We start from the raw sequence: 19,388 nt of genomic DNA on the forward strand, positions 1-19,388 counted from the left end.
CTTGCGCCTTTTGTTCTTGGCAGAAATAACAAAGTGGGAGCATGCGAATTTTTTAGCCATGAAAGTATGGTTATTCATCAAAAAATGCTAAAATAAGTGGAAATGGAATTTTTAAGAATAAATTAATTCGTATAAGGAGGATTTTTCCTTGCCAAAAGTACGTACTAAAGATATCGTCGAGAAATTTAAGCTTGAATTAATTAGCGGCGAAGAGGGAATTAACCGCCCAATCACCATGAGTGATATTTCACGGCCAGGAATTGAAATGGCCGGTTATTTTGAATTCTATCCTGCTGAGCGAATTCAGTTATTGGGTAAAACCGAGCTTTCTTTTTTTGAAATGCTGTCAGAAAGTGAACGAGCTTCGAGAATGGATCGTTTATGCACGGATATTACCCCAGCGATTATCGTTACCCGCGACATTGAGGTACCCATCGAACTGATTGAAGCATCCGAGCGTGAATCCGTTCCGGTCTTACGTGTGGGCATGAAAACTACTCGTTTCTCCAGCCGTCTGACGAATTACCTAGAAAGTAAGTTAGCGCCTACAACCGCTGTTCATGGCGTCTTGGTGGACGTATATGGGATTGGGGTATTAATTACCGGAAAAAGCGGTGTTGGTAAAAGTGAAACAGCCTTAGAATTGGTTAAGCGAGGTCACAGATTAGTAGCCGATGACTGCGTTGAAATTCGCCAGGAAGACCAGGATACCTTGGTCGGTACATCCCCTGATTTAATCGAACATTTACTGGAAATCCGCGGACTAGGGATCATCAATGTTATGACTTTATTCGGAGCGGGAGCGGTTCGCAGTAATAAGCGGATTACCCTTGTCATGAATTTAGAAATTTGGGATGCGAAAAAGCAATATGACCGTCTAGGTTTAGATGAAGAAAAAATGAAAATCATTGACACCGATGTTCCGAAGATGACGATCCCTGTCCGTCCGGGACGAAATCTCGCCGTTATTATTGAAGTGGCAGCGATGAATTTCCGTCTAAAACGAATGGGTGTAAATGCGGCGCAGCAATTCACTGAGCGCCTGTCCGATGTCATTGAAGACGGGGATCATGATGAGATTTAAGGGGAAAAGGAGATAGAGAAATGAATGAAGCTATTCAACCGCTGAATCCGATAGCCTTTTCACTTGGACCAATTGCGGTTCATTGGTATGGAATTATTATTGGATCAGGTTTGGCCCTTGCCTTGTACCTTGCCATAAGGGAGGGAAATCGTAGGGGACTGGAGAAAGACACGTTTGCGGACTTAATGCTTTGGGCGATCCCAATTGCGATTATTTCTGCCCGTATCTATTATGTCATTTTTGAATGGAAGTATTATGTCAATCATCCGGCGGATATCCCGCAAATCTGGAATGGCGGGATTGCCATCCATGGTGCGCTGATTGGTTCCGTACTGACAGCCTATGTGTTTGCTAAGAAGCGGGGAATCTCCTTTTGGAAAATTGCTGACATAGCGGCACCAAGTATTATTCTCGGACAAGCGATTGGCCGATGGGGAAATTTCATGAACCAGGAAGCGCATGGAGGGGAAGTCACCAGAGCCTTTCTTGAAAACTTGCATTTGCCAGAATTTATTATTAATCAAATGTATATTAATGGAGCGTATTATCACCCAACCTTCCTGTATGAATCGCTTTGGGACCTTGCAGGCTTTTTCCTCTTACTATTCCTTCGCCGCGTCAATTTCCGCCGCGGGGAATTGTTCCTTACCTATGTGATTTGGTATTCTGTTGGCCGTTTCTTTATCGAGGGATTGCGCACCGATAGTTTAATGCTTGGCGGCCTGCGGATGGCGCAAACGATTTCGATTGCTCTAGTGGTCGGTGCGCTGGTGATTTTGATCTATCGTCGTACGAAACAAATGACAGACAGGCGTTATTTAGATCAAGAAAATAGTTAACCTTGAGTAAGAAAGGAAGCAACAGATGACTAACAAAATTACGACCGTTCTTTTTGATTTAGATGGGACATTAATTGATACAAATGAATTAATTATTACATCCTACCTACATACATTGGAAAAATATTATCCAAACAAGTACAAGCGTGAGGATGTATTGCCGTTTATGGGACCGACACTCCATGAAGCTTTTGGCACCATTGATCCAGATCGCGTGGAAGAAATGATTTTAGAATATCGGGCCTTTAACATCAGTAACCATGATAACTTGGTGAGGGAGTTTGCTGGGGTGTTGGAAACTGTGCGGACTTTAAAAGAAAAGTGCTACAAATTGGGGATTGTTACGACCAAACGTCATGATGTGACGATGAAAGGTCTTCGCCTTATGAACCTGGATGCCTTTTTTGAAGTTATTGTTGCCTATGATCACGTCAGCAAGACAAAGCCAGATCCTGAGCCTATTTTTATGGCACTGGAACAGCTGGATTCTACTCCTGAAGAGACGATGATGGTCGGAGATAATTACCACGATATTCTAGCTGGTAAGAATGCTGGAACAGCAACAGCCGGCTGTGCGTGGTCGATTAAAGGCAGAGAGTATATTGCAAAATATGAACCAGATTATATTCTGGAGAACATGGCTGATTTATTAACGATCCTCGGAGAGTGAGAACATGAGGAATACGACCCGCTACCCGGTTGAAGGGGCGAACTCTTTATGGCATGTCTACAAGACCGTGCCTTTTTGGAAAGTTGTCAGGAATTTTATTGTGATTCAATTGGCTCGTTACACCCCGTTTTTGGGGATGAAAAATTGGCTGTATCGGGTGTTTCTAGGACTGAAGGTTGGTGAGCACACCTCGTTTGCCTTAATGGTCATGCTTGATGTCATGTTTCCTGAAAAAATCAGTGTCGGCCGCAATACAGTGATTGGATACAACACAACCATCCTTGCCCATGAATATTTAATAAAAGAATACCGGCTTGGCCCTGTAGTGATTGGCAGTGAAGTGATGATTGGTGCAAACTCAACCATTCTACCTGGAATCACGATTGGGGATGGGGCAATCGTCTCCGCCGGGACTCTTGTTCATAAGGATGTTCCTCCAGGGGCGTTCGTCGGAGGAAACCCGATGCGTATCATTTATACAAAGGAAGAATTAGCGAAGCGCTGGGAAGATGATATGATTTATGGGCAGAAAAAATAAAATATTTTGATTTATTAAGTCTGGTTTTCGCAACCAGGCTTTTTTTATAGTAAACTTACTATAAAAATTGTCGTTTCGCGGGAAAATTCGGAAATTTGGCGGAATACCGTGTTAGATTCGCGGAATTAATTCCAGTTTTGGCGGAATCGGGATTTAATTGAGCGGTATACCGTCTGAGTTCCACAGAATCCCATCCCAAAAATTCAGATTTTTTCATTGACGAATAATCCCTCTAGCGGTAAACTGAAACTACTTTAATTCATTATCACATTAGCAGACTAAAGTATTTTTAAATTTAAAAATTAAGTAAATTAACCATAAAGGATGAGCTTAATGAGTCGCTTATTTATGTTTGAAAAGCCTTTAGGCATGAGAGACACGCTGCCAGAGTTATATGAAAAGAAACACCGGATTCGTACATTAATGGAAGACACCATCAAACTTTGGGGCTGCCAATTTATTGAAACCCCAACATTGGAATACTATGAAACAGTTGGTTCGGCATCAGCCATCCAGGATGCACAGCTGTTCCGGCTTCTCGACAAACAGGGACATACATTAGTTCTTAGACCAGACATGACTGCGCCTATCGCACGTGTCGCTGCATCGAAACTGTTGCAGGAAGATATGCCGCTCAGGTTAGCCTATTCTGCCAATGTTTTTCGGGCCCAGCAGCGGGAAGGCGGCCGTCCAGCAGAATTTGAACAAATCGGTGTAGAATGCTTAAATGACACAACTGTTTCATGCGATGGCGAGGTCATCTCTATGCTTATTTCTTCTTTGAAAAAAGCAGGATTAAAGGAGTTCCAAGTTTCCATCGGCCATATTGGCTTTGCCCAAGAATTATTTTTACAAATCCTTGGTACTGATGAGCGGACCAATGCGTTAAGAAGATTCCTATATGAAAAGAATTATGTCGGCTACCGCGAGCATGTCAACGCGCTGTCCCTATCATCAATAGATAAACAACGGCTCCTTCAATTCCTTGATTTAAGGGGAGGCGTCGAGGTAATTGGCAGGGCATTTGACTTGATTGAAAATGAGCAAGGCAAGCTTGCTCTACTCCAGCTCCAGGAATTATGGGATTGTTTACAAGATTATGGCGTAGAAAATCAAGTGAAATTTGATTTTACAATTGTCAGTCATATGAGTTACTATTCTGGGATTTTATTTGAGGTTTATGCAGGAAATGTCGGCTTTCCAATCGGGAATGGCGGCAGATACAGCTTAATAGAGAAGTTTGGTAAAAATGCCAGTGCTACCGGGTTTGCGGTTCATCTTGACCGATTATTAGAAGCACTTGGACATTATGATATTGAAAATACAGCTACCTGTATCCTCTTCAGTCAAGAGCGCCGAAGGGAAGCCTACCAATTAGCCGAGAAAATGCATGAACAAGGGCTGCGGGCCGTACTCCAGGATATTAATGGCGTCAAAAATCTCGATGTCTACACAAAGAAATTTGCGGATACTACCTATCTACTCGGAGGACGTGCCGATGAATAATATACTTACGATTGCGATGCCAAAGGGGAGGATTTTTGAAGAAGCAGCTGACCTCCTAAGGGAAGCTGGGTATCAGCTTCCGCCGGAATTTGATGATTCAAGAAAATTAATTATAGATGTTGAAAATGAGAGTCTTCGTTTTATCCTTGCGAAGCCGATGGATGTTCCTACTTATGTCGAGCATGGCGTCGCCGACATTGGAATTGCCGGCAAGGATGTGCTTCTTGAGGAAGAACGAGATGTCTATGAACTTCTTGACCTGCGAATTAGCGCCTGCTATTTGGCCGTTGCGGGCCTTCCCAATACAAAAATGAATGACGTGGCTCCAAGAGTGGCTACAAAATATCCAAACGTCGCGGAAGCTTATTTTCGTGAGCAAGGGGAGCAGGTTGAAATTATTAAATTAAACGGTTCGATCGAATTGGCCCCGATTATCGGTTTATCGGACCGAATTGTCGATATTGTCTCCACCGGCCGGACAATGAAAGAAAATGGTCTGGTGGAGTACGAGAGAATTATTGATGTCACATCACGTTTGATTGTTAATCCTGTCAGCTATCGGATCAAAGATAATAAGATTAATGAGCTGGTAACCAGGCTAAGTAAAGTGGTCTCTGTGGAGGTGGAGTAAGTTGAAGATAGTAAAGGTGAATGACCTTGTATCGATTAAGCGTTCGATTGAATCTGGTACCTCCGAGCAGGTGAAGGTAGTTAAAGAAATTATTTCAGCGATCCGTTCTCGCGGTGATGATGCATTACGAGAATACACGGAGAAATTCGACCGCGTCCACTTAGATTCTTTTACTGTTTCTGAAGAGGAAATAGAGGAAGCCTACGAGCAGGTAGATGAGCGTTTTATTTCCATCGTCCGCGAGGCTGCGGAAAATATTCGCTCCTTCCATGAAAAACAGCTGCGTCCATCATGGATGACGACAGAAGAAAATGGCACGGTTTTAGGGCAAAAAATAACCCCGCTCGATTCAGTCGGTGTCTATGTGCCTGGCGGAACAGCCGCCTATCCATCCTCCGTTCTGATGAATGTCATTCCGGCGAAAGTGGCTGGAGTGAAGCGGATTGTGATGGTATCACCACCAGACGAACAAGGAAAATTACCAGCTGCCGTTCTTGTCGCGGCGAAAGAAGCTGGCGTGAAAGAAATTTATAAGGTCGGCGGGGCCCAAGCGATTGCGGCACTTGCCTATGGAACAGAGTCGATTAACCCCGTTGATAAAATAACCGGACCAGGGAATATTTTTGTTGCCTTGGCAAAACGAGAAGTTTTCGGGGATGTCGACATCGATATGATTGCCGGCCCTAGCGAGATTGCCATTTTAGCAGATGATACGGCACGAGCCGACGAGGTGGCAGCCGATCTATTATCACAGGCCGAGCACGATCCGCGCGCCTGCAGTGTTCTGGTGACACCATCCAGTGTTCTAGCAGAAGCTGTTGCGGTTGAGGTGGCGAACCAACTAGAGGTACTGCCAAGAAAAGACATTGCATCCCGATCGATTACCGATTATGGTGCGATATACTTAACAGAAACTATCGAGGATGCGATTGGGGCGGTCAATCAGTTGGCTCCAGAACATTTAGAAATTATTACTGAAAATGCAATCGAGGTGCTTGGGAAAATCCGACACGCTGGCGCCATTTTTATCGGCCGTTATAGCTCGGAGCCGGTTGGTGACTACTTTGCCGGGCCGAATCATGTGCTACCGACGAACGGTACGGCCCGTTTTTCGAGTCCGCTCAATGTGGACGATTTTCAGAAGAAATCGAGCGTGATTATTTACAGCCAGAAGGCACTAGTGGACAACGGAGCAAAAATTGCCGAGTTTGCTCGGAAGGAAGGGCTCGAAGCCCATGCACGAGCTGTTGAAATCCGCTTGAAAAATGATGGAAATTAATGAACTGAACAATTAAAAGGGGGTCCCTTTCATGGAAAGAAGCGCAAGTATTGAACGGAACACAAATGAAACACAAATTCAGTTAACGTTTGACGTGGATGGTGAAGGCCAGTCCAAACTAGAAACGGGTGTCCCGTTCATGACCCATATGCTTGATTTATTCGCGAAGCATGGACAATTCAACCTGACAGTGAATGCAAATGGAGATACAGAAGTCGACGATCACCATACCACAGAGGATATCGGTATTTGTCTCGGACAGGCCTTACGTGAAGCATTGGGTGACAAACGTGGAATTAAGCGCTATGGGAATGCCTTTGTCCCGATGGATGAAGCGTTAGCTCAGGTGGTTGTCGATCTCAGCAATCGTCCGCATCTTGAAATGCGTGCCGAAATTCCAGGCCAGAAGGTGGGTACATTTGATACGGAGCTCGTGCATGAATTTTTATGGAAACTAGCCTTAGAAGCACGGATGAATCTCCATGTCATCGTCCACTACGGAAAAAATACACACCATATGATCGAAGCTGTTTTTAAAGCATTGGGCCGTGCCCTTGACGAAGCCACCACCATTGACCCGCGCATCAAAGGCGTCCCATCAACAAAGGGCATGCTCTAGAAGAAATTAGAGGCAGTGGTGTCAGGTACCATGTGAAAAATATAACGAATAGGTGTAAAGGCACCATGAGCATTGCACCATGAAAGGATGGTAGGGATGATTGGCATTGTTGATTATGGAATGGGTAATTTGTTTAGCGTAAGCAAGGCATTGGAGAGGCTCGGTGCGGAGTATTTTATATCTGCGGACAAAGGTGAGTTGCTGGCTGCGGATGCTTTGCTTCTTCCTGGTGTCGGCTCCTTTCGTGATGCGATGGAGCGTTTGCCAGTGGAAACAGTCAAGGAATTTGCGGCATCTGGTAAACCTCTGCTTGGCATCTGCCTTGGGATGCAGTTGCTCTTTGAAGAAAGCGAAGAAAATGGCCCCACGAAAGGACTGGGTTTGTTACCAGGAAGTGTTCGTCGTTTTCCAGGGAAAACCGCTGACGGACAAACCTATAAAGTTCCTCACATGGGCTGGAACCGGCTTGAATTTGTGCAAACATCACCGTTATTAAAAAATCTTGAAGAAGACTATGTTTATTTCGTCCATTCCTATTATCTGGATGCGGAAAACTCAGACGTGTTACTGGCAAAGGTCAATTATCACGAACAAGTATCTGCGGTTGTAGGCAGAGATAATATCTTTGGAATGCAATTTCATCCGGAAAAAAGCAGCAAGCTGGGCATGGCCCTTTTAGCTAATTTCTTACAACTGGTGGAGGAAAGGAAGGCAGTCCGATGAGTTTAACGATTTATCCAGCCATTGATATGCGCGGCGGCAATTGCGTCCGACTTTTCAAAGGGGACTACGACCAAGAAACGGTTTACGGTGACTCACCTTTTGATATGGCCAAGAGTTTTGCTGTGGATGGTGCTGAGTGGATTCACATGGTGGACCTTGACGGGGCGAAGGATGGCAAGCGGGTCAATGATCGGTTTGTGATTGAAGCAGCGCAAAAGCTACAGGTAAATATTCAGATTGGCGGCGGGATTCGTTCGGAGGAAGATATCCTCCACTACCTTGAAAATGGCGTGAATCGCGTCATTATCGGCAGTATCGCGGTATCCAACCCTGAGTTCGCCATCGAAATGATAAAAAAATACGGTCCCAAAATTGCGGTCGGCATTGATGCGAAAAACGGCTTTGTGGCCACACATGGCTGGCTCGATACCTCAAAGGTAAAGGCCGTAGAGCTAGGTAAGCGATTTGCAGATGCAGGTGCGGAGACGTTTATTTTTACCGATATTGCTACTGATGGGACATTGGCTGGTCCGAATATTGCCGCGGTGTGTGAAATGGGAGAAGTGACTGGTAAAAATGTGATTGCTTCCGGAGGAGTAAGTAGTCTGGCAGACTTAACTGCTATTGCTTCCGAACCGATTCAAGGAGCGATTGTTGGTAAGGCCTTATATGAAAATCGCTTCACATTAAAGGAAGCTTTAAAAGAGGTGGGCTCCCTATGACACTAACAAAAAGAATCATACCCTGCCTTGATGTCAAAGAAGGACGGGTTGTAAAAGGGATCCAATTTGTGCAGCTTCGTGATGCCGGTGATCCGGTAGAACTGGCGCGGTTTTACGATGAGCAGGGAGCCGATGAACTTGTATTTCTAGACATCTCCGCCTCAGTGGAAGGCAGAAAAACCATGGTTGAAGTCGTAATGGCCGTCGCTTCCGAGCTGGCAATTCCATTTACGGTTGGTGGCGGCATTAATGCATTGGAGGATATGAAAAGAATCCTCCGTGCCGGAGCAGATAAAGTGTCACTTAACACTGCGGCTGTCCTCAATCCTGAATTGATTAAGGAAGGTGCCAGTTATTTTGGCTCCCAATGCATCGTTGTTGCGATTGATGCAAAGTATGATGAAGAAGTTGGGACTTGGCGCGTATTTACACACGGCGGCAGGACACCTACAGATAAACTAGTTGTTGAGTGGGCTATTGAAGCAGCACGTCTAGGTGCAGGTGAAATTTTACTTACGAGCATGGATAGTGACGGCGAGAAAAACGGATTTGACCTGGAATTGACGAAAGCAGTCAGTGAAGCGGTCACGATTCCAGTGATAGCTTCAGGAGGGGCCGGAAATTCGGAACATTTTGAGGAAGCGTTCTTAGCCGGCAAAGCAGATGCTGCTTTAGCTGCATCTATCTTTCACTATAAAGAGACTTCGGTACATGAAGTAAAAAGTTACTTACGGGAAAAAGGAGTGACAGTGCGATGAATGTTCGATTTGATGATAAAGGGTTAATACCAGCAATCATTCAGGATGCGGGAACGAAAGAAGTATTAACACTTGCATACATGAATGAGGAATCTCTAGCCAAAACGATTGAAACGGGAGAAACCTGGTTTTACAGCCGTTCTCGTCAGGAGTTATGGCACAAAGGTGCCACGAGCGGAAATACACAAACCGTTGTCAGCATGAATTATGATTGTGATCAGGATGCATTATTGGTCCTTGTTTACCCGAAAGGTCCAGCCTGCCATACCGGTGCCGTTAGTTGTTTTTCTGAACGGGGGTATACGGGGGGAACTTCTAGCCTCGCAGACTATCATATTCTTCAATCGCTCGAAAAAGTCATCATTGACCGTGAGCGTGAACGTCCAGAAGGTGCCTATACCACCTATCTGTTTGAAAAAGGCGTCGATAAGATTTTGAAAAAAGTCGGCGAAGAGGCGGCTGAGGTGATTATCGCTGCCAAAAACCGTGACGCTGAGGAGCTAAGGTGGGAAGCTGCTGATTTGCTATATCACTTGCAGGTGTTGTTGGTTGAACAGGGACTTCCATTTAAAGAGGTTTTGAAAACATTAGAAGAAAGACACAAGGACCGGTCATAAATTGACCGGTTTTTCTTTTAGGGGTCTTCACAAGCTCCTAAAAAAATTTATTTTACAGAATCAGGATTTATTTTACAAAATAGAGTTTTATTTTACAAAAGACAGGGATGATTTTACAAAAATCAGATTTATTTTACAATTAATGTAAAAATAATCCAATTCCCAATCCCACTAATGTCAACCACCTAAAATTCACCCGAATTTTACTCTCTCTTCTCGAACAACTCTCTAGTGTGGTATACTAGCTTAGTTATGTTAAAAATTGTGGAGGACTTCATGGGTAAAGATGCGAAAGCAAGAATTCATATGGGAAAATTACTTACATTTGTTCCTACGGGGGAATATTATTTCACGAAGGGTTTAAAGGCATTCCATCGTCGTGATTTTATTAAAGCAAAAAAATATCTTGGGCGGGCGATGCAGCTTGAGCCGGGTGAACCGATGATTATATGCCAGTTGGCAATTGTGTCAACAGAACTGGGCGAGTTTGAAAATTCCAACCGACTCTTGCACCTCATCCTTGAAGAACTTGATCAAGAAATGGTGGAATGCCATTACTTTTTAGCCAATAATTATGCCCATTTGGGATTTTTTAAAGATGCATATCACCACGCTAAACTCTATTTACAGCTTGACCCGGATGGTGATTTTAGCGAAGACACAGAGGACTTACTAGATGTACTTACCTTTGAAGCAGAAGACCTTGAGGATGATCTCTATCCTCAAGATGACCTAATCGTCAAACAAGAACAGGCACGTGAGCTGTTGGAGTCAGGATACTTTCCAAAAGCAATTGAACTACTAAAAGACGTCGTTAAGGAATACCCAGAATACTGGTCTGCATACAACAACTTGGCGCTGGCTTATTTTTATTTAGGGAAGACGAAAAAGGCTGAGTCGATCTTAGCCGATGTCTTGGAGCGGAATCCAGGAAATCTCCATGCCCTTTGTAATAGGCTTGTCTTTGCCTATTATCAGGGACATGAGGAAAATGTGGCGGGGATGGTTGCTGCCTTAAAGAAAATTCAACCGCTCCTTAGTGAACAGCAGTTTAAGCTTGGGGCTTCGTTTGCTTTGGTAGGAGAATATGAATTAGCCTATTTATGGCTGAAAAAATTATATAAACACGGCTTTGATGGTGATGGACCATTTTACTACTGGCTTTCTTATTCCGCTTATTTCACGGGCAATGAGAATTTCGCAAATAGCATCTGGAAGAAGGTGCTTGAGCTTAATCCAGATAAAGAAGGCTCAGAACCCTGGAACAAAGAAAATACAGCAGGAAATGGATTTGAAGACCTTTCTGGTTCTATTTTCCAAAAACTTGACAGTGACTATGTGGAAGAGCGCTTATTTGCCCTATTTCTAACGACTGTTTCAAGTAAAAAAGAAGAAATCATCACTTCCAAGCGGCTGCTTCAAAATCAAAAACTTACAGCCTTGGAAAAGGAATACATTTCATTAATTCGTTCCGGAAAACCTTCCAAGACGGCAGATGCACAGGAAATTGCTGAGCTTTTTTATGAAACTCATCACCCGATTGGAACGATTGAGTCTGGTTTATATTTGATGTGGTTTTCCGTGTATGTTGAAGTTGCAAAAGAGAAACTCCATTTGAAAAATAAACGTGCCTGGGCGGGGGCCGTCGAGTATATGTGGCATAAAATGCGAAGTGAAAAGGTATCGCAGCAAGAGGTAGCCGAGCGCTATGGGATTTCCTCTACGACCATTGGGAAATATGTAAAAATAGTGAATAACTATTTGAATTAAGCATATTGGTGGACGATAAAACAATTGTTATATACGATTAAGTAAGGGAACAATAAGCTTACTTAATCGTATTTTTTTATATAGGGAGTGTTTATACCATGTCTGATGAAAAAATTTATGACGTCATTATTGCCGGTGCTGGCCCCGCGGGGATGACAGCGGCTGTTTATACATCACGAGCAAACCTATCCACATTAATGATTGAGCGTGGAATGCCGGGCGGACAAATGGCCAATACGGAGGATGTTGAAAACTATCCAGGCTTTGAAAGTATCTTAGGACCGGATTTATCAACGAAGATGTTTGAACATGCCAAAAAGTTTGGTGCTGAGTATGCGTATGGCGATATTAAAGAAATCCAAGACCATGGCGACTATAAAATCGTTGTCGCAGGTTCGAAACAATACAAAGCCTACTCAGTGATCATTACAACTGGTGCTGAGTACAAAAAAATTGGCGTTCCAGGTGAAAAAGAACTAGGCGGCCGCGGTGTTTCCTATTGTGCGGTCTGTGATGGGGCCTTTTTTAAACAAAAAGAGCTATTTGTCATTGGCGGAGGGGATTCTGCCGTTGAGGAAGGGGTTTATTTAACCCGCTTTGCTTCTAAAGTAACCATCGTCCACCGACGCTCTGAACTGCGTGCCCAAAAGATTCTCCAGGACCGTGCCTTTGCCAATGAGAAAGTTGATTTTATTTGGAATCACACCATCAAGTCCATTAATGACAAAGATGGCAAAGTTGGCAGTGTCACACTTGTTTCTACTGAAAATGGTGAAGAACAAGTATTACCTGCTGACGGCGTGTTTATTTATATTGGAATGGTCCCTCTTTCTAAGCCGTTTATGAACCTTGGAATCACCAATGAAAATGGTTATATTGAAACGAATGACCGCATGGAAACAAAGGTAGCGGGGATTTTTGCAGCGGGTGATATTCGTGAAAAAACACTGCGCCAGATTGTAACGGCAACCGGAGATGGCAGTATTGCCGCCCAAAGTGCCCAGCATTTTGTTGAAGAGCTTAAAGAGAGCTTGAAACAAAAAAGCTGACGTAATAAGGTTCCTGTTAAGGTATTTACAAAAACGTAACCCTGTTTTAATTCTCCTGTAACAAACATGCAATAATGTTGCGGTATGATAGAAACAGTAATTGACCCCCTTTAAAAATATATTTTGATGCACAGGCTCGTAGCCTGTGCTATTTTTTTTTGAGTTTATTCCAACACTATAAACCGCTTTTTTTATCAGAAAAAATGTTGTCAGAGTAACAATCTGAATTTATTAACAGAAATATCAAATTTGTATTCATTGTGACTGTCTCCCAAAAATAGTATAATAATAAGAATGAATTGAAAGTTATTGTAGGATAAAGAGCCTAGACTTTCCTTATTGGCACTTGCTAGAAAAAAACGCATGCTTCTTTGGAGAGTAGTCAGATTGTATATGCTTGATTAAGAGGGTGAAATGTTGTGCAGCGTGTCACCAATTGTGTATTAATAAGAGACGAAAAGATTTTGTTGTTGCAAAAACCACGCCGTGGCTGGTGGGTTGCTCCAGGTGGGAAAATGGAGCCGGGCGAATCCGTTCGGGACTCTTGCATTAGGGAATACCGTGAAGAAACAGGAATCTATTTGAAAAATCCACAATTAAAAGGGATTTTTACGATGATAATGAAAGAAAATGATCAGCTTCTCTCGGAGTGGATGATGTTTACGTTTGTCGCAACCGATGCAGACGGCATTGATTTGGACGAATCCGAAGAAGGTAAGTTAGAGTGGCAAATGATTGACCAATTAAAAAATTTGCCTATGGCTGCTGGCGACTATCATATTCTAGATTATATGGTTCATGGAAAAGGAATCATGTACGGTACTTTTACTTATACAAAAGACTTTCAACTAATCAGTTATCGTTTAGATCCAAGCTAACTTATAGGGGGAATTATTAATGAGTACCGGTGCAGTAAATGACACTCAAATGGTCATTATTACAGGAATGTCTGGTGCAGGAAAAACTGTAGCCATTCAAAGTTTCGAAGATTTAGGTTTTTTTTGTGTCGATAATTTGCCTCCAACCCTGCTTCCAAAATTCCTCGAACTTATGAAGGAATCTGGGAATAAGATGAATAAAGTTGCTCTCGTGATGGACCTGCGCGGCAGAGAATTTTTTGACCACCTCTTTAAAGGCTTAGATGAGCTGGCAGAAACATCTTGGGTTGCCCCGCAGATTTTATTTTTAGATGCAGATGATTCCACATTAGTGCGCAGATATAAAGAAACAAGGCGGTCACATCCGCTCGCACAGACAGGACTGCCACTTGAAGGAATCACTTTAGAGCGCGAGCTATTAGAAGAACTAAAAGGTCGGGCTCAACTAATATACAATACTTCCCAGATGAAACCGCGGGAACTTCGTGAGAAAATATTAACGGAATTTACCGCGAATAAACAATCACTCTTTACTGTCAATGTCATGTCTTTCGGTTTTAAGTATGGAATTCCCATTGATGCAGATTTAGTGTTTGATGTGCGCTTCTTGCCCAATCCTCATTATATCGAGCATATGAGGCCTAAAACAGGACTGGATGAAGATGTTTCCAGCTACGTATTAAAGTGGAATGAGACGCATAAGTTTTTGGAAAAGGTAACTGATCTATTATCATTCATGCTTCCGCATTATAAACGAGAAGGTAAAGCACAGCTGGTCATTGCAATTGGCTGTACAGGCGGACAGCATCGTTCGGTAACTCTTGCAGAGTATCTTGGTCAATTTTTCCAAAATGATTATAAGACATGTATTTCTCATCGTGACATTGAAAGGAGAAAGGAAAAAACAACATGAGCATTTACGGACAGCCAAGGATTGTCGTCATTGGCGGGGGAACAGGATTACCCGTTTTATTGCGTGGATTAAAACAGTATCCTGTCGATATTACCGCTATTGTGACAGTCGCGGATGACGGCGGCAGCTCTGGCCGCCTGCGTGAGGATTTGCATATTCCTCCTCCAGGCGACATTCGTAATGTGTTAGCTTCATTATCGGATGTGGAACCGCTCGTTGAGGAAATGTTTCAACATCGATTTAAAACATCGAATGAACTTTCCGGTCATTCGCTTGGTAATTTAATCCTTGCGGCGATGACTTCGATTACCGGTAATTTTGTTCACGCCATTCAGGAAATGAGTAAGATTTTAAATGTTCATGGGAAAGTTCTGCCTGCAGCAAACCAAAGTGTTGTCCTCCATGCTGAGATGGAAGATGGTACGGTTGTCTCAGGGGAATCGAAAATTCCATACTCTGGTAAACGAATTAAACGAGTCTTTATGACGCCTGAAAATATTCGTCCTTTACCAGAGGCCATTCAAGCAATTCGTCAAGCCGATTTAATTATCATTGGACCAGGGAGTTTATATACAAGCATTCTGCCTAATTTGCTAGTTCCTAAAATTGGAGATGAACTGTGCCAATCACAGGCTAAAAAGGTGTATATTTGTAATTTAATGACCCAAGCGGGAGAAACCCATGGCTTTACCGCAAGTGATCATGTAAAGGCCCTTTACGATCATATGAGCTGCGCGTTTATCAATACCATCCTTGTTAATAATGAAGAGATACCGCAGGATATCCAGCTCCGCTATAATGAAGAACTGGCTGACCCTGTTCTATATGACTTGCCGCGCCTTTTTGAATTAGGACTCGAAGTGGTCCATGCCGAAATTGCTTACCAGGAAAATGGGGCATTACGACATGATCCGAAAAAGGTGGCAAAAATTTTATATAATCTACTTTTAATTGAAACCAAAAAGCGTTATGAAACGTAAGTATAGTACAAATTAAAAACACACGTTGTTTTTAGTGGGAGGGGAAAGGGATGTCTTTCGCTTCGGAAACGAAAAAAGAATTAACTAACTTAGAAGTCAAGCCGTGCTGTATTCAAGCAGAACTATCCGCTCTTATCCGAATGAATGGTTCCCTTTCATTCTCAAACCGTAAGTTAGTTGTTGATATTCAAACCGAAAATGCTGCGATTGCCAGAAGAATTTATACGTTAATAAAAAAGAGTTACGATGTCCAAGTGGAGCTGCTTGTTCGGAAAAAGATGCGGTTGAAAAAAAACAACGTCTATATTGTCCGTTTATCCCAACAGGCGAAGGAAATCCTCGAGGACACGAAAATTATTGGAGAAGGTTTTACAATTATTCATGATATTTCACCAGAACTGATAAAAAAGAAATGTTGTAAGCGTTCTTATCTCCGCGGAGCATTTCTAGCAGGTGGTTCTGTTAATAATCCAGAAACTTCTTCTTATCATTTAGAAATTGCTTCGCTTTATAAGGAACACAACGACTCTTTATGCGAATTGATGAATACATTTGAACTAAATAGTAAAACCCTTGAGCGTAAAAAAGGCTATATTACTTATTTAAAAGAAGCGGAGAAAATAACCGAGTTTTTAAATATTGTCGGGGCACATAATGCACTTCTCCATTTTGAAGATGTACGAATTGTTCGTGATATGCGTAATTCCGTGAATCGTTTGGTAAATTGTGAAACCGCCAATCTTAATAAAACAATCGGTGCTTCGATTAGACAGGTCGAAAATATCCGTTACATCAACCAAACGGTGGGTCTGCAAATCTTACCCGAAAAATTACGAGAAATTGCGGAACTCCGCTTGAACTATACGGATGTGACTCTTAAAGAATTAGGGGAAATGGTCTCTGGTGGGACGATTAGCAAATCTGGCATTAATCACCGCTTGAGAAAAATAGATGCGATTGCCGACAGGCTACGTGCAGGGGATATGATTGTAAAAGAGTAGGATCATTCGAGCAGGCGTATATGTGAAAGCCATAACATATAAATGAGGTCTGCAAGAATAAAATATTTGGAACAAGCTCCAATAAAAATAGACTAAAAATCATGAGGAGGAATTGTCTAATGTTAGTGAAACAAGTGGAAGTTAAATTAAAAACGGGTCTTCAAGCGCGTCCAGCAGCTCTTTTTGTTCAAGAAGCAAACCGGTTTTCAGCTGATATTTTCCTAGAGAAAGATGGAAAGAAAGTCAATGCAAAAAGTATTATGGGCTTAATGAGCCTTGCGGTTGGCTCGGGTGTGATGATTGATATCGTTGCAGATGGCGATGATGAAGCGTCTGCAATTGAAGCATTAGCTGATTTTATCCAAAAAGAACAATAACATATATGAGGGCCGGTCCAATTGGAACCGGTTTTTTCATTCTCGGAGAACAAAAAAAGCAACCGGACAAATGTCGGTTGCTTGCGCTTTTCTTATTTATTATTTTTTTTCTCGTCATCAATTAGATTACGAGTTATGATATGGTCGATTAATCCATATTCTTTCGCACGTTCTGCTGTCATGAAGTTATCGCGGTCAGTATCTTTGCTGATGACTTCAAGGGACTGGCCGGTCCGTTCTGCTAAAATACCATTTAATTTTTCGCGAAGGAATAGAATTCGTTTGGCCGCAATTTCAATTTCAGTTGCTTGTCCTTGAGCACCACCTAGTGGTTGGTGAATCATGACCTCTGCATTTGGAAGGGCATAACGCTTGCCTTTTTCACCAGCTGCAAGTAAGAATGCACCCATAGATGCCGCCATACCGATACAAATCGTTTGAACCTTTGGTTTAATAAATTGCATTGTATCATAAATGGCCATTCCAGCAGTGATGCTTCCGCCTGGGCTGTTGATATATAGTGAAATATCCTTTTCTGGGTTATCCGCTTCAAGGAATAATAACTGTGCTACGATGCTGTTAGCGACATGATCGTCGATGGCACTTCCGAGCATAATAATCCGGTCTTTTAATAGACGAGAATAAATGTCATACGCACGCTCGCCCCGGTTTGTTTGTTCAATAACTGTAGGGATCAAATTCATGTTTCTTCCTCCTTTGATTGTAAAGGTAATAGTAATATGTATAGTTATCATACACTGATGGTCAATAAAGGTCAAACAATTCGACCTTAAAAATGTTCGACAACTTTCCCTCATTCAGCATAACCATTTTTGTCCTTTTTAAAACCAATCTATGCTTGCAAAGTGAGGGAAACTAGCATATACTATATAAGTCGCTACAATTTAGCGCTCGTGGTGCAACGGATAGCACGCAAGCCTCCGAAGCTTGAAATGCAGGTTCGATTCCTGCCGAGCGCATCAAAAGGACCTCCTATTTTTATAAATAGGGGTTTTTTTATGTTTTAAAGTTGTTCCTTGATAATTATTTTCTTTCCCGAATTTCCTTCCATCGTGTAAAATAGATTCAGGGGGGGAATACGTATGAACTTAAAGGCCGGCTTATGGCAACAGCAAACATTAAAATTGGCGATGACACAGGAATTATCGCAGGCGATTGCATTGTTGCAGTACTCTGCCCATGAGTTAACTGCTTTTTTAGAAGATAAGGCACTTGAAAATCCCCTATTGCAAATAGAACAGGGCAATATTAAACCAATGAATCCACTCATAGACCGCAATCGGCGCAAGCACCAAAAAGCGGAAAAAGACTGGATTGAACAAATTGCCGACAAGCCATTTTCTATTGAAGACTATTTACTTTCTCAATTAAAAATAACTAATTTATCGACAGAACAATTAAGAGTCATTCGTTATTTAATCCAACATCTAGATGAAAACGGTTACTTCCTAGAGGACCTGGTCGAAATATCCCACAAGCTGAAAGTAACGGAGGAATTAGTAGAGGAATGTTTGGCCATCATCCAGACACTAGAGCCAGCGGGGATTGGTGCAAGAAACCTGCAAGAGTGCCTATTGATGCAATTCTATTATTTAAATCCTGATAATGAGTTAGCCCAAAAGATTATCTCTGAATACTTCATTCCATTTGCTGAAAAGAAATGGAAGCTGATTGCAAAAGAACTAAAGGTATCCCTTAAGGAGATCCAAGATATTTTCGACCAAATTCAATCCTTGAATCCGAAGCCGGGAGCTATTTTAGGAAAAGAAGCCACAACGTATATTATTCCTGATGCGATAATCGAACAATCGGCTGAGGGACTAACAATAAGAATGTCAGATGAAACACTGCCAAGGATCAGCTTAAATGAACAGTATTATCAAAAATTCAAAAACCAAGACCAACAGGTAAACCGCTTTCTGCAGGATAAACTCCAGGATTATCAATGGATTCAAAAAAGTATCGAGCAGCGGAAAGAAACTCTGACAAAAGTTATTGCAAAAATAGTTGAGAAGCAGGTTGCATTTTTTCAAAAAGGAACAAACTATTTACTACCGATGACGATGAAGGAGATTGCCACAGAACTTGAAATTCATGAATCGACTGTCAGCCGGGCGGTTCGGGAAAAGTATGTGCAAACACCCAATGGAACATTTGCGTTAAAATCTTTTTTTACCAGCACCATACAAACCGTTTCGGATGAAGAAAATACCTCGTCCTCACAAGTTAAGAAGAAAATAAGCAATTTAATAGAAAAAGAGAATAAACAAAAACCGCTTTCTGATCAGGATATTGTCGAACGATTAAAAACAGAGGAAGGCATGGTGGTGTCAAGAAGGACGATTGCTAAATACCGGGATCAGTTGGGGATCCCCTCCTCTGCAAAAAGAAAAAGGTTTGAATGAAAGGAAAC

Annotated in this window: 21 protein-coding genes and 1 tRNA gene; 21 read left to right on the forward strand and 1 reads right to left on the reverse strand. The window is 42.3% G+C overall.

Going from position 1 to position 19,388, the window contains the following annotated elements; all coding sequences use genetic code 11:
- The first annotated feature begins 148 nt into the window (after window positions 1–148).
- The 19 genes from hprK to V7121_RS17450 all read left to right on the forward strand — a co-directional run bounded on the left by hprK (window position 149) and on the right by V7121_RS17450 (window position 16,954).
- Window positions 149–1,084 carry an HPr(Ser) kinase/phosphatase gene (hprK, locus tag V7121_RS17360; RefSeq protein WP_335500927.1) on the forward strand — a complete coding sequence of 312 codons (936 nt, stop codon included), beginning with the start codon at window positions 149–151 and terminating at the stop codon, window positions 1,082–1,084.
- A 20-nt stretch (window positions 1,085–1,104) separates the two neighbouring features.
- Window positions 1,105–1,923, forward strand: coding sequence for a prolipoprotein diacylglyceryl transferase (lgt, locus tag V7121_RS17365; protein ID WP_335547290.1), 819 nt, complete (start codon window positions 1,105–1,107; stop codon window positions 1,921–1,923).
- 25 nt (window positions 1,924–1,948) lie between these two features.
- A complete protein-coding gene (gene ppaX, locus V7121_RS17370; protein ID WP_335547292.1) occupies window positions 1,949–2,593 on the forward strand; it encodes a pyrophosphatase PpaX in 645 nt (214 codons plus the stop codon).
- A 4-nt stretch (window positions 2,594–2,597) separates the two neighbouring features.
- On the forward strand, window positions 2,598–3,131 hold the full coding sequence (locus V7121_RS17375) for an acyltransferase (RefSeq protein ID WP_335547294.1): 534 nt from the start codon (window positions 2,598–2,600) through the stop codon (window positions 3,129–3,131).
- 333 nt (window positions 3,132–3,464) lie between these two features.
- The gene (locus V7121_RS17380) at window positions 3,465–4,637 is read left to right on the forward strand and encodes an ATP phosphoribosyltransferase regulatory subunit (RefSeq protein ID WP_335547295.1); all 1,173 of its coding nucleotides are present in this window, start codon (window positions 3,465–3,467) and stop codon (window positions 4,635–4,637) included.
- Window positions 4,630–5,268 (forward strand): ATP phosphoribosyltransferase, encoded by a 639-nt coding sequence (gene hisG, locus V7121_RS17385; RefSeq protein ID WP_335547296.1) that lies wholly within the window; start codon window positions 4,630–4,632, stop codon window positions 5,266–5,268. The genes V7121_RS17380 and hisG overlap by 8 nt, the downstream gene beginning before the upstream one ends.
- Before the next feature lies 1 nt (window position 5,269).
- Window positions 5,270–6,547 (forward strand): histidinol dehydrogenase, encoded by a 1,278-nt coding sequence (hisD, locus tag V7121_RS17390; RefSeq protein WP_335547298.1) that lies wholly within the window; start codon window positions 5,270–5,272, stop codon window positions 6,545–6,547.
- Between the two features lie 31 nt (window positions 6,548–6,578).
- Entirely contained in the window at window positions 6,579–7,166 is a 588-nt protein-coding gene (hisB, locus tag V7121_RS17395) for an imidazoleglycerol-phosphate dehydratase HisB (RefSeq protein ID WP_335547299.1), read from the forward strand.
- Window positions 7,167–7,262: 96 nt separating this feature from the next.
- Entirely contained in the window at window positions 7,263–7,889 is a 627-nt protein-coding gene (gene hisH / locus V7121_RS17400) for an imidazole glycerol phosphate synthase subunit HisH (RefSeq protein ID WP_335547305.1), read from the forward strand.
- Complete coding sequence (gene hisA / locus V7121_RS17405; protein ID WP_335500941.1) at window positions 7,886–8,611, forward strand: 1-(5-phosphoribosyl)-5-[(5-phosphoribosylamino)methylideneamino]imidazole-4-carboxamide isomerase; 726 nt, start codon at window positions 7,886–7,888, stop codon at window positions 8,609–8,611. The genes hisH and hisA overlap by 4 nt, the downstream gene beginning before the upstream one ends.
- Window positions 8,608–9,369 (forward strand): imidazole glycerol phosphate synthase subunit HisF, encoded by a 762-nt coding sequence (hisF, locus tag V7121_RS17410; RefSeq protein WP_335547300.1) that lies wholly within the window; start codon window positions 8,608–8,610, stop codon window positions 9,367–9,369. Before hisA ends, hisF begins: the two co-directional genes overlap by 4 nt.
- Window positions 9,366–9,986 (forward strand): bifunctional phosphoribosyl-AMP cyclohydrolase/phosphoribosyl-ATP diphosphatase HisIE, encoded by a 621-nt coding sequence (gene hisIE / locus V7121_RS17415; RefSeq protein WP_335547302.1) that lies wholly within the window; start codon window positions 9,366–9,368, stop codon window positions 9,984–9,986. Before hisF ends, hisIE begins: the two co-directional genes overlap by 4 nt.
- 276 nt (window positions 9,987–10,262) lie before the next feature.
- Window positions 10,263–11,756 carry a tetratricopeptide repeat protein gene (locus V7121_RS17420; protein WP_335500947.1) on the forward strand — a complete coding sequence of 498 codons (1,494 nt, stop codon included), beginning with the start codon at window positions 10,263–10,265 and terminating at the stop codon, window positions 11,754–11,756.
- A 98-nt stretch (window positions 11,757–11,854) separates the two neighbouring features.
- A complete protein-coding gene (trxB, locus tag V7121_RS17425; RefSeq protein ID WP_335500949.1) occupies window positions 11,855–12,805 on the forward strand; it encodes a thioredoxin-disulfide reductase in 951 nt (316 codons plus the stop codon).
- Window positions 12,806–13,224: 419 nt separating this feature from the next.
- Window positions 13,225–13,683 (forward strand): 8-oxo-dGTP diphosphatase, encoded by a 459-nt coding sequence (locus V7121_RS17430; RefSeq protein WP_335500950.1) that lies wholly within the window; start codon window positions 13,225–13,227, stop codon window positions 13,681–13,683.
- Between the two features lie 19 nt (window positions 13,684–13,702).
- Window positions 13,703–14,596, forward strand: coding sequence for an RNase adapter RapZ (gene rapZ / locus V7121_RS17435; RefSeq protein ID WP_335500952.1), 894 nt, complete (start codon window positions 13,703–13,705; stop codon window positions 14,594–14,596).
- Window positions 14,593–15,576, forward strand: coding sequence for a gluconeogenesis factor YvcK family protein (locus V7121_RS17440; protein ID WP_335500954.1), 984 nt, complete (start codon window positions 14,593–14,595; stop codon window positions 15,574–15,576). Before rapZ ends, V7121_RS17440 begins: the two co-directional genes overlap by 4 nt.
- A 50-nt stretch (window positions 15,577–15,626) precedes the next feature.
- A complete protein-coding gene (whiA, locus tag V7121_RS17445) occupies window positions 15,627–16,577 on the forward strand; it encodes a DNA-binding protein WhiA (protein ID WP_335500956.1) in 951 nt (316 codons plus the stop codon).
- 119 nt (window positions 16,578–16,696) lie between these two features.
- Window positions 16,697–16,954: an HPr family phosphocarrier protein gene (locus V7121_RS17450; RefSeq protein WP_026567793.1), complete on the forward strand. Its 258-nt coding sequence runs from the start codon at window positions 16,697–16,699 to the stop codon at window positions 16,952–16,954.
- A 92-nt stretch (window positions 16,955–17,046) separates the two neighbouring features.
- Here V7121_RS17450 and clpP read toward each other — a convergent pair whose 3' ends face one another.
- Window positions 17,047–17,658: an ATP-dependent Clp endopeptidase proteolytic subunit ClpP gene (clpP, locus tag V7121_RS17455; RefSeq protein ID WP_335500960.1), complete on the reverse strand. Its 612-nt coding sequence runs from the start codon at window positions 17,656–17,658 to the stop codon at window positions 17,047–17,049.
- Between the two features lie 204 nt (window positions 17,659–17,862).
- Here clpP and V7121_RS17460 point away from each other — a divergent pair.
- Window positions 17,863–17,934: transfer RNA gene (locus V7121_RS17460), tRNA-Arg, on the forward strand.
- 123 nt (window positions 17,935–18,057) lie between these two features.
- A complete protein-coding gene (gene rpoN / locus V7121_RS17465) occupies window positions 18,058–19,380 on the forward strand; it encodes an RNA polymerase factor sigma-54 (protein ID WP_335547304.1) in 1,323 nt (440 codons plus the stop codon).
- Window positions 19,381–19,388: the final 8 nt, after the last annotated feature.

Source organism: Neobacillus drentensis, assembly GCF_036962125.1.
Lineage (GTDB): Bacteria > Bacillota > Bacilli > Bacillales > Cytobacillaceae > Neobacillus > Neobacillus drentensis_B.

Bases quoted from the DNA above. Each gene is read 5' to 3' on its own strand.
- hisIE (WP_335547302.1), top strand. From the start codon at position 9,366: ATGAATGTTCGATTTGATGATAAAGGGTTAATACCAGCAATCATTCAG.
- rapZ (WP_335500952.1), top strand. From the start codon at position 13,703: ATGAGTACCGGTGCAGTAAATGACACTCAAATGGTCATTATTACAGGA.
- hisG (WP_335547296.1), top strand. From the start codon at position 4,630: ATGAATAATATACTTACGATTGCGATGCCAAAGGGGAGGATTTTTGAA.
- V7121_RS17440 (WP_335500954.1), top strand. From the start codon at position 14,593: ATGAGCATTTACGGACAGCCAAGGATTGTCGTCATTGGCGGGGGAACA.
- hisF (WP_335547300.1), top strand. From the start codon at position 8,608: ATGACACTAACAAAAAGAATCATACCCTGCCTTGATGTCAAAGAAGGA.
- hisB (WP_335547299.1), top strand. From the start codon at position 6,579: ATGGAAAGAAGCGCAAGTATTGAACGGAACACAAATGAAACACAAATT.
- V7121_RS17380 (WP_335547295.1), top strand. From the start codon at position 3,465: ATGAGTCGCTTATTTATGTTTGAAAAGCCTTTAGGCATGAGAGACACG.
- V7121_RS17420 (WP_335500947.1), top strand. From the start codon at position 10,263: ATGGGTAAAGATGCGAAAGCAAGAATTCATATGGGAAAATTACTTACA.
- rpoN (WP_335547304.1), top strand. From the start codon at position 18,058: ATGAACTTAAAGGCCGGCTTATGGCAACAGCAAACATTAAAATTGGCG.
- whiA (WP_335500956.1), top strand. From the start codon at position 15,627: ATGTCTTTCGCTTCGGAAACGAAAAAAGAATTAACTAACTTAGAAGTC.
- ppaX (WP_335547292.1), top strand. From the start codon at position 1,949: ATGACTAACAAAATTACGACCGTTCTTTTTGATTTAGATGGGACATTA.
- trxB (WP_335500949.1), top strand. From the start codon at position 11,855: ATGTCTGATGAAAAAATTTATGACGTCATTATTGCCGGTGCTGGCCCC.
- clpP (WP_335500960.1), bottom strand. From the start codon at position 17,658: ATGAATTTGATCCCTACAGTTATTGAACAAACAAACCGGGGCGAGCGT.
- lgt (WP_335547290.1), top strand. From the start codon at position 1,105: ATGAATGAAGCTATTCAACCGCTGAATCCGATAGCCTTTTCACTTGGA.
- V7121_RS17450 (WP_026567793.1), top strand. From the start codon at position 16,697: ATGTTAGTGAAACAAGTGGAAGTTAAATTAAAAACGGGTCTTCAAGCG.
- hisH (WP_335547305.1), top strand. From the start codon at position 7,263: ATGATTGGCATTGTTGATTATGGAATGGGTAATTTGTTTAGCGTAAGC.
- hisA (WP_335500941.1), top strand. From the start codon at position 7,886: ATGAGTTTAACGATTTATCCAGCCATTGATATGCGCGGCGGCAATTGC.
- V7121_RS17375 (WP_335547294.1), top strand. From the start codon at position 2,598: ATGAGGAATACGACCCGCTACCCGGTTGAAGGGGCGAACTCTTTATGG.